The organism is Paenibacillus sp. J31R30, assembly GCF_059692115.1.
The window spans coordinates 161,863-174,711 of record NZ_JCAUAV010000009.1; the positions used below are offsets into that span (position 1 = coordinate 161,863).

The 12,849-nt window shown below is 48.6% G+C and carries 21 protein-coding genes; 11 read left to right on the forward strand and 10 right to left on the reverse strand.

Features of this window, described 5'->3' with window-relative positions; genetic code table 11:
• Positions 1-41: 41 nt before the first annotated feature.
• On the reverse strand, positions 42-884 hold the full coding sequence (locus tag AC58QO_RS24965; protein ID WP_497270283.1) for a 1,4-dihydroxy-6-naphtoate synthase: 843 nt from the start codon (positions 882-884) through the stop codon (positions 42-44).
• A 2-nt stretch (positions 885-886) separates the two neighbouring features.
• The gene (locus tag AC58QO_RS24970; RefSeq protein WP_497270285.1) at positions 887-1,525 is read right to left on the reverse strand and encodes a futalosine hydrolase; all 639 of its coding nucleotides are present in this window, start codon (positions 1,523-1,525) and stop codon (positions 887-889) included.
• A 153-nt stretch (positions 1,526-1,678) separates the two neighbouring features.
• Between AC58QO_RS24970 and AC58QO_RS24975 the strand changes: the two genes are divergently transcribed.
• A complete protein-coding gene (locus tag AC58QO_RS24975; protein ID WP_497270287.1) occupies positions 1,679-2,284 on the forward strand; it encodes a DUF2087 domain-containing protein in 606 nt (201 codons plus the stop codon).
• Positions 2,285-2,404: 120 nt separating this feature from the next.
• On the opposite strand, the gene AC58QO_RS24980 is transcribed toward AC58QO_RS24975, so the two are convergent.
• Positions 2,405-3,235, reverse strand: a complete 831-nt coding sequence (locus AC58QO_RS24980) for an AraC family transcriptional regulator (protein WP_497270289.1) — start codon at positions 3,233-3,235, stop codon at positions 2,405-2,407.
• Positions 3,236-3,409: 174 nt separating this feature from the next.
• Here AC58QO_RS24980 and AC58QO_RS24985 point away from each other — a divergent pair, with 174 nt between their 5' ends.
• The 8 genes from AC58QO_RS24985 (at position 3,410) to AC58QO_RS25020 (ending at position 7,198) form a co-directional block, all read left to right on the forward strand.
• Positions 3,410-3,511 carry a YjcZ family sporulation protein gene (locus AC58QO_RS24985; RefSeq protein ID WP_477587644.1) on the forward strand — a complete coding sequence of 34 codons (102 nt, stop codon included), beginning with the start codon at positions 3,410-3,412 and terminating at the stop codon, positions 3,509-3,511.
• A 135-nt stretch (positions 3,512-3,646) separates the two neighbouring features.
• Entirely contained in the window at positions 3,647-4,657 is a 1,011-nt protein-coding gene (locus AC58QO_RS24990; protein WP_497270290.1) for a glycosyltransferase family 2 protein, read from the forward strand.
• Between the two features lie 4 nt (positions 4,658-4,661).
• Positions 4,662-5,108 carry a GtrA family protein gene (locus AC58QO_RS24995; protein ID WP_497270292.1) on the forward strand — a complete coding sequence of 149 codons (447 nt, stop codon included), beginning with the start codon at positions 4,662-4,664 and terminating at the stop codon, positions 5,106-5,108.
• 20 nt (positions 5,109-5,128) lie between these two features.
• Complete coding sequence (locus AC58QO_RS25000; RefSeq protein ID WP_497270294.1) at positions 5,129-5,419, forward strand: alpha/beta-type small acid-soluble spore protein; 291 nt, start codon at positions 5,129-5,131, stop codon at positions 5,417-5,419.
• Between the two features lie 112 nt (positions 5,420-5,531).
• On the forward strand, positions 5,532-5,975 hold the full coding sequence (locus AC58QO_RS25005) for an Hsp20/alpha crystallin family protein (protein ID WP_497270296.1): 444 nt from the start codon (positions 5,532-5,534) through the stop codon (positions 5,973-5,975).
• 136 nt (positions 5,976-6,111) lie between these two features.
• On the forward strand, positions 6,112-6,330 hold the full coding sequence (locus tag AC58QO_RS25010; RefSeq protein WP_497270297.1) for a hypothetical protein: 219 nt from the start codon (positions 6,112-6,114) through the stop codon (positions 6,328-6,330).
• Positions 6,331-6,407: 77 nt separating this feature from the next.
• Positions 6,408-6,824 (forward strand): hypothetical protein, encoded by a 417-nt coding sequence (locus tag AC58QO_RS25015; RefSeq protein ID WP_497270299.1) that lies wholly within the window; start codon positions 6,408-6,410, stop codon positions 6,822-6,824.
• A gap of 17 nt (positions 6,825-6,841) precedes the next feature.
• Positions 6,842-7,198, forward strand: coding sequence for a hypothetical protein (locus AC58QO_RS25020; RefSeq protein WP_497270301.1), 357 nt, complete (start codon positions 6,842-6,844; stop codon positions 7,196-7,198).
• 20 nt (positions 7,199-7,218) lie between these two features.
• Here the strand turns inward: AC58QO_RS25020 and AC58QO_RS25025 are convergent, their stop codons facing one another.
• The 4 genes from AC58QO_RS25025 to AC58QO_RS25040 form a co-directional block, all read right to left on the reverse strand.
• Positions 7,219-7,479, reverse strand: a complete 261-nt coding sequence (locus tag AC58QO_RS25025) for a hypothetical protein (protein WP_497270303.1) — start codon at positions 7,477-7,479, stop codon at positions 7,219-7,221.
• Between the two features lie 20 nt (positions 7,480-7,499).
• Positions 7,500-7,742 (reverse strand): spore germination protein, encoded by a 243-nt coding sequence (locus tag AC58QO_RS25030; RefSeq protein ID WP_056609042.1) that lies wholly within the window; start codon positions 7,740-7,742, stop codon positions 7,500-7,502.
• 180 nt (positions 7,743-7,922) lie between these two features.
• Positions 7,923-8,246, reverse strand: a complete 324-nt coding sequence (locus AC58QO_RS25035; RefSeq protein ID WP_497270305.1) for a hypothetical protein — start codon at positions 8,244-8,246, stop codon at positions 7,923-7,925.
• A gap of 124 nt (positions 8,247-8,370) precedes the next feature.
• Positions 8,371-9,918, reverse strand: a complete 1,548-nt coding sequence (locus AC58QO_RS25040; RefSeq protein ID WP_497270307.1) for an FAD-dependent oxidoreductase — start codon at positions 9,916-9,918, stop codon at positions 8,371-8,373.
• A 165-nt stretch (positions 9,919-10,083) separates the two neighbouring features.
• On the opposite strand from AC58QO_RS25040, the gene AC58QO_RS25045 reads away from it, so the two are divergent.
• Positions 10,084-10,608 (forward strand): GNAT family N-acetyltransferase, encoded by a 525-nt coding sequence (locus AC58QO_RS25045; protein WP_497270309.1) that lies wholly within the window; start codon positions 10,084-10,086, stop codon positions 10,606-10,608.
• Positions 10,609-10,622: 14 nt separating this feature from the next.
• A complete protein-coding gene (locus AC58QO_RS25050; RefSeq protein WP_497270311.1) occupies positions 10,623-10,961 on the forward strand; it encodes a hypothetical protein in 339 nt (112 codons plus the stop codon).
• A gap of 164 nt (positions 10,962-11,125) precedes the next feature.
• Here AC58QO_RS25050 and AC58QO_RS25055 read toward each other — a convergent pair whose 3' ends face one another.
• The 3 genes from AC58QO_RS25055 to AC58QO_RS25065 all read right to left on the reverse strand — a co-directional run bounded on the left by AC58QO_RS25055 (position 11,126) and on the right by AC58QO_RS25065 (position 12,841).
• The gene (locus AC58QO_RS25055) at positions 11,126-11,350 is read right to left on the reverse strand and encodes a DUF1128 domain-containing protein (RefSeq protein WP_497270313.1); all 225 of its coding nucleotides are present in this window, start codon (positions 11,348-11,350) and stop codon (positions 11,126-11,128) included.
• 125 nt (positions 11,351-11,475) lie between these two features.
• Positions 11,476-12,135, reverse strand: a complete 660-nt coding sequence (locus AC58QO_RS25060) for a TetR/AcrR family transcriptional regulator (protein WP_497270315.1) — start codon at positions 12,133-12,135, stop codon at positions 11,476-11,478.
• Between the two features lie 64 nt (positions 12,136-12,199).
• The gene (locus AC58QO_RS25065; RefSeq protein ID WP_497270317.1) at positions 12,200-12,841 is read right to left on the reverse strand and encodes a YigZ family protein; all 642 of its coding nucleotides are present in this window, start codon (positions 12,839-12,841) and stop codon (positions 12,200-12,202) included.
• Positions 12,842-12,849: the final 8 nt, after the last annotated feature.

The following is a 12,849-nucleotide window of genomic DNA, read 5'->3' on the forward strand; positions in this document are numbered from 1 at the left end:
AAGACAGCTTTTTGTGTTCCTTTGGATGTTCCGATCCAAAGTTATTTCAGTAAGGCCGCATAATCCATCTGCGGCACAAGGCCTGTCTCCGCTGCCCGCTGGAGCAAGGTCAAGACGGCGCCATAGCCGCTCTCGCCGAGATCAGCGGTGAACTCGTTGACGTACAGTTCGATGTGCTGCTGCGCGACCTGTGGGTCCATCTCCTGCGCGTGCTGCATGACGTAGTCGCGCGAAGCTTCTGGATGCGCCCACGCGTATTCAACCGAGGCGCGAGCCCAGCCGGCGAGCGCCTCCAGATCCATGGTGCGCCGAGCAATGATGGCGCCCAGCGGGATTGGCAGCCCAGTGTCGGACTCCCACCAGCTGCCTAGATCAGTTAGAAGCGCTAACCCGTACGACGAGTAAGTAAATCGCGCTTCATGAATGACCAGGCCGGCATCGATGAGGCCGTCCCGCACGGCGGGCATGATCTCGTGGAACGGCATGACCACGATTTCGCCTACGCCGCCAGGTACGTTCTGTTCCGCCCATAGGCGGAACAGTAAGTACGCGGTCGAGCGCTCGCTTGGCACGGCGACACGGCGGCCGCTAAGCGCAGCCGGGTCGGCCGTAAAGCCGTCGCTTGGCCGCATCAGCACAAGCGGTCCGCAGCCTCGGCCCAAGGCGCCGCCGCAGGGCAGCAGGGCGTAATCCTTCAGCACCCATGGGAGTGCAGCGTAGGAGATCTTGAGCACGTCGGGGCCGCTGCCTTCGGCAGCCAGACGGTTCGTTATATCGATGTCCGCGTAGAGGACATCGAGCTCTGGTGCACCTGGGATTAAGCCATGTGCCCAGGCATGGAATACAAAGGTATCGTTCGGACATGGTGAGAACGCTATTTTCATGGTTAAAGCACCTCCGCTAAGACTGAACCTGCTGCTTCTAAAGCTTTCAAGGCATCACCGATCCGCCAGGCGTCTCGGTCTCGTGGGCCGACCGCATTGGAGATCGCGCGGATCTCGAGCACGGGCACGCCGCGCTGCTGCGCAGCTGTCGCAACGCCGAAGCCTTCCATGGCTTCGGCGGCAGCGCCAGGGACGCGCGCAGCCAGCGCAGCGGCGGTTGCCGCTGTGCCGGTGGCCGTGGCCACCGTGAGCACCGGCGCCGCTTGCGCCTGCAGGCCGGCGGCTTGCAGCGCCGCCGTCACGCGCTGGGCCAGTTCGGCCGCAACGCTGATGCGCGTTGAGCCGAAGCCCAGCTCGTCCAAGCTGCTGAAGCCATCCAGCAGCTCGACGCCAAGATCGGCGGCGATGATCTCGCTCGCGATAACAAGCGAGCCAACCTCCGCTTGACCCACGAAGCCGCCAGCGATACCGGCGATGATTAATAGATCATAATCAGCTTTGGCCAACTCTAGCGCTCCATTCACTGCTGCCGCGGCAAGACCCACACCAGCTAAAGCATATTCGAATCTGCTATCCTGACCAAGACCGCGCTGTATAGCATCTCGTTCAGGAGCGACTGCTGTCATGACAAGTATTCGCATTGTTTTTCCCCTTTAAGCTAAGCTTTGACTTCTATACGTATATTTTACATGACCCCTGCCCAGAAGGAAACTTTCACGCTTGACACGATCATCTAATTTAAATATTATCTAATTAGATAATCATCTAATCTCTAGTTGAAGGAGCTCCCCCGCATGCAATTGGATAAACTCATCACCTATCACAAAGCACTGTCCGATGCGACGCGTATTCGTATGCTCATCTTGTTAGCGGACGGCGAATCCAATGGGCAAGCTCTCGCCGAGAAGCTGAGTGTGACACCTGCGACCATTACCCATCACGCCTCCAAGCTTCGCGAAGCCAACTTGATTCATGAGCGTCGGGACAAAAATACGATTTATTTTACATTGAATGACGCCTTTATTCGCAGTCACGGTCAGGCAACTGCTGACCTCATTTTCAAAAATAAAAAGGAGGTTCCCGCTTCTATGGAAATAGCAGACAAAAACGCAAGTCTCAAGCAGTCCGTTCTAAGGAACTTTTTCACACAGGAAGGCAAGCTCAAGCATATCCCGGCACAGCTCAAGAAGAAGCTTATTGTTCTAGAGCATCTGGTTAACGAGCTTGAAAAAGGGCGCTCTTACGCCGAGACGGACCTTAATACATGCCTCAAAAACTATCATCCGGATTTTGCTACCTTGCGCCGTGAGTTGATTATGCACCAGTATATGTTTCGAGAAAGTGATGTCTATGAGCTGAACCCTAGGGAAATGTGGGCGAAGTGGGAAACTTTATCGTAAATTATGGAATTTAAATGGAAAAACTCCAGTTAAATTGTTGACGAGCCACTCTTCGGTTCGTTTTATCGCCAACAGCATCCGTTTCCGCCAATCAGTAAGCCGCTTTCGGTATCCGAAAACTTACCCCTCCTGATCGGATGCGACATTCATCCCAGGCGTCAGCCGGCCCCTGCGCTCGGCAAGCCGCATCAGCCACTTCTTGTAGTGTGTCGGTGTAATGCCGAGGCATCTCTTAAATTCCTTGGAAAAGTGCGCATAATCATGATAGCCGAACTGGGCCATACAACTCGAAATATCCACCGTCGGATTGAAGAAAATTTGGAGCCGAGCCAAATTGAATCTGGACACGGAATTTAGTTGCTTTGGCGACATGCCAACGAGCTCCGAACAGATCTTTTCAAAATGCCGCTGAGAATAACCACTCTCGGCTACGCTGATGGGAACATCCTGCTCCATCGGTGTGTGGTACAGCTTGGACAAGATAGGAATCATCGCAGCATGCTTGGTTTCTGGTTGAAAATGACGATACAAATAGGCTGTCAGAATAGCGATACCCTCGTCAAAGTCTGCTTCTGCCAATGTAGCAACTAGCTCCACAAGCTCATGCTCGGGAAATATGTCAGCTAGCGGTAGAAATCTGTCTCTGAGCGTACGGTTATCCATTTCTTTGAATGCACGCAACCCCCAAGGCAGCAGACGTACACCGAATACACGGATGGGTCCTTCCGCCGATAGCTGATGATAGTGCGAAAGCGTACCTATAAAGAACGCACTAGGCATCACTTGCCCACTTGCGGAATAATCGGCTCCAAAATGGAAGATCAGCTCATGACAGCCATCAGGCCACATGGTCTCCCCCTCTTCCGCCGCGCTGTAATCCCGCTCCAAATACCAAAAACATTTAATATATTGCTGCAGGATATCATCCGGTTGACGTTCTTCGTAACGCATGTGTTTGATTGCCTCCTCCCTTTGAATGCGAACTCCTCATTCTTTCCCGCTCCTATGGTGCAACATTGCAGCAAGGTGGACACGTTGCCCAATAATTATGACGCATATGGGGCATTCATCCATACAACCTCTAGATAAATGACATATAGTAATTTTGTGAAGGGAGGGATTGACATGAGTTGTGGGTACCCTGCTGGTGGTTCTAGCGCTGCTGTAGTCCTCGTTCTATACGTCCTCTTGGTTATTGTTCTAGCTACGTTCGGGTTTGGTTGGTAAAATAGAGAGCAGCACTAGCGGCTGGGACGATGATTTCCGTTCCGGCCGCTTACTTTTTATGGCCCTTTTAGCTATAATTAAAACTTAAGCTATATAATTTCATCTACAACCTATTCAGGACGGAGACGAGGTATTGTGTCTAAACCGATTTTGACCATTGTGGTCCCTTGTTATAACGAAGAAGAAGTACTCCCGGAAACGGTATTTCAGCTTAGTGAAGTGTTAGATTCTTTAATTACGGATCAACTGATTGCCGAGAGTAGTACCGTGCTTTTTGTTGACGATGGCAGTAAAGATGCAACTTGGCCGTTGATTGAGCGTTTCCACCTGTCCAATCCTTTCGTTACAGGGCTTAAGCTTGCAAAAAATGCCGGACATCAAAGCGCCTTACTTGCCGGACTAATGAAAGCGAAAGCGTATTCGGACTGCGTCGTTTCCATCGATGCTGATCTCCAAGATGATACAGGAGTCATCCGTGAATTTCTCGTTAAATTCCATGAAGGCTACGACATTGTCTACGGCATTCGTCAGGATCGCTCAGCGGACACCTTTTTCAAGCGTGCTACGGCCCAAGGCTTTTATAAACTCATGACCTCTCTCGGTGTGAAAATACATTACAATCATGCAGATTTCCGCTTAATGAGCAAACGCACGCTGGATAATTTGGAGAAATTTCAAGAGGTTAACTTATTCCTTCGCGGCTTAGTCCCTCTGCTAGGATTTCCCTCTACACAGGTCTATTATGACCGAAAAGAAAGATTTGCTGGTGAATCCAAATATCCGCTGCGCAAAATGCTGGCTTTTGCCTTTGATGGCATCACCTCATTCAGTGTAACTCCGATACGTTTCGTCACTGTCATGGGCTTCTTTCTTTTCGCATTGAGCGTAGTCGCTGCTATTTATGCGATTGTAGGCAAGTTTTTAGGTGCAAACGTAACAGGCTGGACATCTCTTGTACTCTCAGTATGGTTCATTGGCGGCGTGCAGCTCTTGGCTATCGGTTTGATCGGCGAATACATAGGTAAAATCTATAAAGAAGTGAAGCAGCGTCCCCTATTTGTTATCGAAAAGGAATTGACGGAGCAGGCTCAGGAGATAGAAGTTGCCTCCTCACAGACGGTCAAACCCGCCACTGCAAGGCGGTAATCGAATGGCGTCCATGAAGTCTTTATTAACAGGCAGCTTCGCGCGTTTCTTACTCGTTGGCGTATTGAATACCTTGGTTGGCTTATCCGCCAGCTTTGCTCTCTTTAACTTATTAGATCTTAACTATTGGGTGTCGACCTTCGGTGGGAATACGATCGGGGCCGTGGTGAGTTACGTGCTTAATCGTTCGTTTACCTTCCGCTCAAATGCGAGCGTTGGCAACAGTTGGTGGAAGTTCTTACTTGTGATCCTCATCTGTTACTTCGTCTCTTATGGGATCAGTTGGCTTCTTGCCGAAGCGCTTGGATCCTACCTAACGGATGCTAATTCCGGTTGGCTCCATAATGGTGCAATTCTGGTTGGCAATGGCTTGTACACAATTGGTAATTATGTCGGGCATAAATATTTCACCTTCCGGACTCATGAACCGAAAAGGGGTAGGGCATCCTAACACCAAAGAGGTGATAGACGATGTCAAGAAGACGAAGAAATCGGGCCATGGTGCCCGGATCCGAGCATGGCTTAGGCCTTCTAAAGGCTCACGTCATGCAAAACCAAGGTTACGCGGTAAATCCAGAGCGGCCTGATCTTGTGAAATATGAGGTCGCCCGCACGCTCGGGGTTCCCTTACAGCAAGGGTACAATGGTCAACTGAGCTCAGAAGATGCAGGCAGGGTTGGCGGTCCAATCGGAGGCGCCATGGTGAAGGAGCTCGTACGCATGGCGCAGCAGCAGCTGGCGAATCAGCGGCCTCCACAGTAGTAAACATGTCCTGAATGAATGAGTCAGCCATAATCCGCCTCGTGAGCACATAAACTAGTAGCAAGCTGCTTGCAGCTCTACTTTTAATGGTGAAGTCAGGTGATGATGGCAGATGAATCCTCCAGGCAACCGTTCGTCAAAGCCCGATTGGAAGGGACTGTCGGCGCAAGCCGGCGATGTGCTGGGCCCCGAGTTCTGGCAGGACATTGCCAGTATTATTCCACTAACCGGACCAAGAGTTGATATGTACGAAACGCCGCAAGAACTCGTTGTAGTCGCTGAGGTGCCAGGACTGTCGTCCCCTGAGAACATTCAAATCTCTTTCCGCGACCAGTCTCTCCTCATCCGAGGCATGCTCGTCCGTCCATATCAGGTCAGTGATGAGCAAATGCGGCTCTCTGAGCGTTATTTTGGCAATTTTGAGCGAGCAATCCGCTTGCCTGGCAGAGCTTTGACCGATCAGATGCGAGCACAGTATCATAATGGTTTGCTCATTATCCGCATACCACTTGCTCCTCCAGATGGCGAGAAGGTCATCCCTATACAGTTTACGTAACAGGAAAGATTACCTACTCCACCTCATGGGGATCATGGTGATCTTTTTGTTTTGCAAAAATAGAAATGATTCTGCCGTTGTCCCCATATAAATAAAGAAAGATCTTTGCGAAATTGAGGATTTGGAGGGAATGGCGATGGTTCGGATTCAATTTCAATCCATTCATATCGATGACATAAGCCACAACGCCAGCGTGAACAAGGGTACAAATCGGATCAATGGAAGGCGGCATTCAGCCAAGACGAATCAAGGGATCGGTGAATTGACAGGTGATCACAATGTGGTGCTAGGCGGGAAGCACACGGTCCTGGATAATGATACGTTTGATTTTAAACCGAATACACGAAAGAGCTGACTCTGCCTATGTGGTTTCAAAAAAAGAAAGCGTCGCCGCCTGGATCATCTTCCATGCCTTCAAAAGGGTCATCTCCTATGAGAAACGAGACTGTGTCGTCTTCCGTACATACACAAACCGTCAACCTATTGGAACAGCGGCTGCGCAAGCTCGAAGATCAGTTGGCCGACCTTACAGCCAAGCAACCGCGCATTCATATCGATAACCTTCACGTCCATCAGCCTGTTCTCGAAAATTTAACCTTTCGACTCGATCAGCTCGATATTAAGGAACTGAGCGGCTCACTGAATTTAGGAAATAATTTCGGTGCTAAGCCAAATGGGAAAACGCAAAATGAAGCTGTAGATAAGGCTTTCCAACGTTCACAGGTGACGAAAGGATCGCAGCCAGAGAGATCTAACGACAGTGTCTCGAAATCATCGGCACAAGAGGGTTCAGGCCCTGAGCGAACCTCAACCGGCTACCGCTACACACCGCCCCAACCAAAAGCGTAATGATGAGGTGATTTACGGTGTCTTCTTTCATGTCTCCGACATTTATTATTGGCTCCATCCGTATTGGATCCGTGGAAAGTGCCTCCTGCATCAATATGGGAAATAATTGGCCAACCGATTTTCAAAGCAATCAAAAAACGGTTCAAGGCTTTGGCGCCGTCGAAGGGGATCATAATCAGTTGGTGGGTACCCGCTCCATGCTGAACGATTCGGATTTCCTCGATATGCTCAATGTGGGTGATAATGAAACGCCGGAATGGCTGCAGGAGATGATTACCTCGCAAGCACAGGCATCGGGCTTCACCACGTCATCCGTCGCGGCAGCTCCAGCTCCAACCGAAGCAACGACACAAGCTCCGCCAACGGCCGATTAAGGCTGTCGCGGAGCTTCTTTTCAAACACGTCCAATGATCAAATCACCCTTGGTATACGGCGCATCGATAATATCGTTATCGTAAACGGTGTTCACATTGTTCCACACCAAGTTATGTTCACCATTTACTTCACCAAGGCCGCTATTGCTTTTACCGCTTGTTGTCCAATTCACCTGAGCATTCGTGCCAATGAATATACCAGATCCATCGGCTATGGAGTTGACGTGAATCGCATCAAATTGGATCAGCGGCGGGTCTAAAGGTCCAGGCAGATTCAGCATCGCTTTCAACCACCCTTCCGCTAAACTTGATTGGTTATGGCTGGTTTAAAGTCCTGATCATTAATTGGTGCATCGATAAAGTCATTATCAAAGATGGTATTGACGAAGTTGCAGGCGATCGAATTACCGATGAATTCACCGGTGCCGTAATTGTTTTTGCTATGAGAATCCCAGCTGGATTGTGCATTCTCTCCGATCCCGATCGTTGCATTCGTATTCTGATTATTAATATTGATCATGTTAAACACGATGGAACTCGGCATGTTGCTCACTCCCTGTCCGCGGTTGGTTCCAGAGCTTCTCCCCGATGCACGGGGGCATCTTCTGTAAACCTGTATGTTAGCCTATTCAGGAGGCTGCAGATTGGTGCGCCTCTTTATATTGTTTCTAAAGCAACAAAAAACTCTTCCCCAGAAGGAAAGAGTTTTCCATTTCGATCATTCTCAGAACCACAGTCCTGGACCACCGAAGCCAAAGCCACCGCCATACGGATAGCCACCAAAGCCACCGCCAAAGCCACCGCCAAAGCCATAACCACCAAACCCACCATATGCATAAGGTGCAGTACCAATCGCTAACAGATCAAATAGTACCAATGGGATAATCGCTTTAACTTGCACTTTTTTGCCGTTTTGTGGAGCAACAATCAACGTGTTACCGCTGATCCGCACCAATTTACCAGTCACCTGTGTACCATCTTTCTTAACAGCCAAAATGTCTTTCCCGATCAATTTACGAACGTCATCTTTACGAATTCTGGATGCCACGAACGTCCACCTCCTTCACGTGAGCAGAGATACATTGCTCTACAGTGTATGGCTTATGGGGTAACATCGCATGGATAGCTGTCCATTTTTATGCAAAAATACGCTCTTGTCCTGAGGGGGTTAATTACTCTACTGTCAATTTGGTTAGTGCCTTTTTCGCAGGTCCTTCTATCACATCACCTTGAAAGGAATATCTGGAGCCATGGCATGGGCAGTCCCATGTTCGCTCTGCATCGTTCCACTCGACTTCACAACCTAAATGGGTACAAGTCGTATCAACCACGTGAAGCTGCCCACTGGGTTCTCGATAAGCGCCAGCTCTCTTACCCTTCACGCGGACGACTGAGCCTTCGTCTGGAGACAGCTCCTCTGGCTGTTTATGCAGCAAATCAAACTTTCCAGCTACAAAATGCTTCGCGACATTCGCGTTCTGCATGACAAATGTCTTGATGCTAGGATCGGCATGGAATCGATGCGGTGTGAATACATCTTCATAGGGGCTTTGCTCCCCTAAGATTAGTTTCGTATTCAGCATTGCCGCTACCATGCTGTTCGTCATCCCCCATTTGCGATAGCCAGTCGCCATGAGGAGATGCGGCGCATCAGAGAATTGCTGGCCTATATAGGGCATTTTGTCTAATGTGAACACATCTTGCGCCGACCAACGATACAGAATCTCTTGGAGTCCGAACGTCTCCTCCCCGAACTTCTGTAGATTTTCATAATACTGATGGGTGCATAAGCCTTGCCCCGTCTTATGCCCCTCGCCGCCAATCAGAACCGCAGGCTCCCCCTGAATGGTGACAGCTCGGAGAGACCGAGTTGGCTGCTCAACGTTGATGTACATCCCGCCAGGGAAGGCTTTCTCCGTGCGAGCAGCGATCACATACGACTTCTCCGCGTGCAGACGAGTGAAGTAAGCGCCCTTGATATCGTTGAACGGGTAATGGGAGGCTGTGACCACATAATTACAAGTAACCTGATGCCCTTGCTTTGTTTTGACAAGTGAGGGCTTCTCATGCGTTGCACCAACGACTGTCGTTCCTTCATAAATCTGCCCCCCCAGCTGAGTGATCTCCTGCGTGAGTCTGATCAGATAAGGCACAGGATTAAACCGAGCCTGCCCCTTTAATCTGATGGCTGCTTTGGTTTCAAAAGGCAGAGGGGTTGATTCCAGATAATCGCCAATAATCTGCAGCTCACCATAGGCCATATATTCGTCTTCTAGTTGCTTTAAATAAGCATCATCACTCGTATACAGATAAGCATCTTCTTCGGTAAATTGGCACTCGATGCCGAGCTCATTAATCGTTTGTTTGATGAGCATCAGCGCTTCGTGATTAGCCTCATAGTAGAGGCGAGTCTTCTCCTCGCCAAAATGGGAAAGAAACTCATGATAAATAAGTCCATGCTGGACAGTCAATTTAGCGGTGGTGTGCCCTGTTGTTCCTTCTAGGATGCGGCCTGCATGGAGAACAACGACTTTCACGCCTCGTTTTGCGAGTAGATATGCTGTAGTGATACCTGTAATACCTGCACCAATGACGACGACATCCGTCTTCAGATCGGCCGTCAGGCTGGGAAACTGAGGGATCTTGTCCACAGAGTCGAGCCAGAAAGATTGTGGGAATTGGGGTAACGTAACGGTAGAAGCCTCTTTATTTTGAGTCAATGTGACGATCTCCTCTGTCCATTTTTTTCCTATTTTGTCCCTAATGGGGAGATAGTATGTATGGGGGAGCAGATACCACTTGCCATAGAACGTACGTTCTAATATGATGGAGATAACAGTAAAAGATTAAATTGCAATTCTACTAGTTAAAATAGGAGTGAGAACATGTCAGAGAATGTGAGTAAGTCACAGATTACCATCGTGCCTTGGTCCGACACGGATCTCGAACTTCTTCGGCTCATCAATGCTCCTGAGATGATGGAACATCTAGGGGGCCCGGAAACGGAGGAGCAGCTTCTGATCCGCCACCAACGGTATCTTACCATCAGCGAAAAAGGTAAAGGGCATATGTTTAGCATCGTTACACTGCCTGACCGTGAAGTCGTAGGTAGCATCGGATACTGGGATAGCCACTGGCAAGGGGAAAATGCTTACGAAGTCGGTTGGAGTGTGCTTCCCGCCTATCAAGGGCAAGGGATAGCGAGTGCGGCCTTACAGGCAGCTATTGCTCACGCAAATGTAGAGGCTAAATTTGGATGGATGCATGCTTTTCCGTCGATTCATAATCCAGCGTCGAATGCGGTGTGTCGAAAACTTAACTTTTCGCTGATGCGTCAGTGTGAATTCGAGTACCCGCCAGGACATTTCATGCAATGTAATGATTGGCGATTAGAGCTTGATGGTAATTAAAAGGGGGTCTTCATTTGAAATGGACCTATGCTTACGTTGGCGTTGGCGCTTCATTAGGCAGCATTCTACTCTGCTGTTGGTTCCTTTGGTGGAATCCCTACTCGGAGTCTGTCGCTAGCAGGGATACAATTCTAATCATGAGTGTGATGTTGATTGCTCCTGCCATACTAGGATTGATCGGCTCATTCGTGCGAAATTGGAAGCTCATGTTGGCAGCTTTTCTATGGTCATTCCCTTTCGGACTCTATCTGTCCGCAGCAACTATTCCCAGCGTCTGGAATCTATTTAGTGTAACGCTTATTCTCTACCTTATAGCTGCTATTCAAATGAGAAAACGACATCTGCATGTATGAAAATAGCAAGCAGCCTCTGCTCGAACTCTTTCGTGCTCCGCGTGCGATGCGTATCACGGAACGCTTCGACTGTTCTCAGTCTCGTGCTTCGCTGCACACAACAACAAAAAGCCGCCTTTCCGACCAAGGTCAGAGAACAGCGGCATACTTATGGGGTGCGTGTATTAGGCCTTACGAATTTTCCCAAGCTCTGTTGTAATCGCATCAATCTCGCTAATGCTGAAGCGATCCTTGCTCGTAACCATATTATAAAGATCCTTCAAATCCTCATACTTCTCTTCTTTCACATTGGAGGCTTTAATGGAACCTCCCGTTGCCATGCGCAGCTTTCTCGTAATACCTTCAAACATAAATTCAACGTTCTCTTCCGACCATATATTCAAATCCATCGTAATCATCCTTCCATCGCTGTCTTTCCATCATTTTAAAGCACAGGCAGGGTAATGTAAAATACAGTTTGTCTCAAAAATGAAAAAAGAAGCAAAGACAGGGCGTCTCGCTTCCTTCATTTCATCTATATAACAAATGATTTCCGTACATGCTGCTGCCCCACCATTTTGACTAGCGGACGCTGTAATTCAATCGAATCCACATCCAGACTAACACAGATCAGTCGGATATGCTCATCTGCCAATTTGCGTGCTTCCTCGTATGATAGCTTAAACTGAATACAATAGGAGATAAAGCCATGTAATGACATAAACAAATTCCACGGAAGCGTAAACTTGCGACTCTCAGCTCCTGGTTGATCTGCCAATACTTCACGAATGACAGTAGCAAACATATCCAAGCACTGAGCTTGTTCGGTACGCGAGTATTGCTGTAGTTCCGGCTCGTTAATCATAAACATCATTTCGTAATGATTCGGATTGCTTAAACCAAACCAGACGAATTCCATCATTAACTTCTGAAGCAAATTCACGCTAAACCCATGCTCACGAACAATCATTTCCCGCTGACGCTGCAGCAGCAAGGCGAAATCATCTTTAATTAGTGCATAAAATAATTCAGCTTTCTCATTAAAATGGTAATATAACGCCCCATGACTGTACCCCATTGCTTTAGCAATGCTTCGCATCGTTAAAGCGCGATAGCCGAAAGTAGCGAATAATTCCCGCGCCTCAGTAAGAATTCGTTCTCTGCTAAGCTCTTGTGCGACTGCTTTCCTAGCCATTCCTATCCCTCCGCATCCTCAGCTCATATGTAATTTTATTGTGTCTGTCTCATCTGGAGCCTGCCTATTCAGGCAAGCTCTCATGATCGATGTATTCATTCTCTCCAGCGACGATCAAGCTTTGACCTTGTGTAACATCAGTTGCCCAATTCATGAATGCTTCCGCTTCAGCTGCCAACGGATAACAAGGAACGGTTACTTTGTCCGTAAATTGTATATCACCTAACAGCATCTTTTGATTTCGAAGTTCATTTTCCAGCTTGCCATACCATGTATAATCGACTTCAATCAGCACGAGCTGATGATTTACTTTATAAATCGGCTTTCCTGCTTCAATGCCTGCCACAGCTCCATCCGTATAAGCACGAATGAGTCCGCCAGCACCCAACATGATGCCACCAAAATAACGAGTAACTACGACAACGGTATTCTTGAGCCCTTGATGCTTCATCACTTCCAGAATCGGCTTCCCTGCTGTACCGCTGGGCTCACCGTCATCGGAATGCTTCTGGATTTGATCCCGCTCGCCAATGACATACGCACTGCAATTATGCGTCGCCGACCTGTGTTCTTTCTTGATCGCTTCAATAAACTGGATTGCTTCTTCTTCTGACTCTACGGGTTTAGCATGACCGATGAAACGTGACTTCTTGATGATAATCTCAGACGAACCATACGAATGGATTGTTTTGTAATGTGCTAGCATAGCCAACC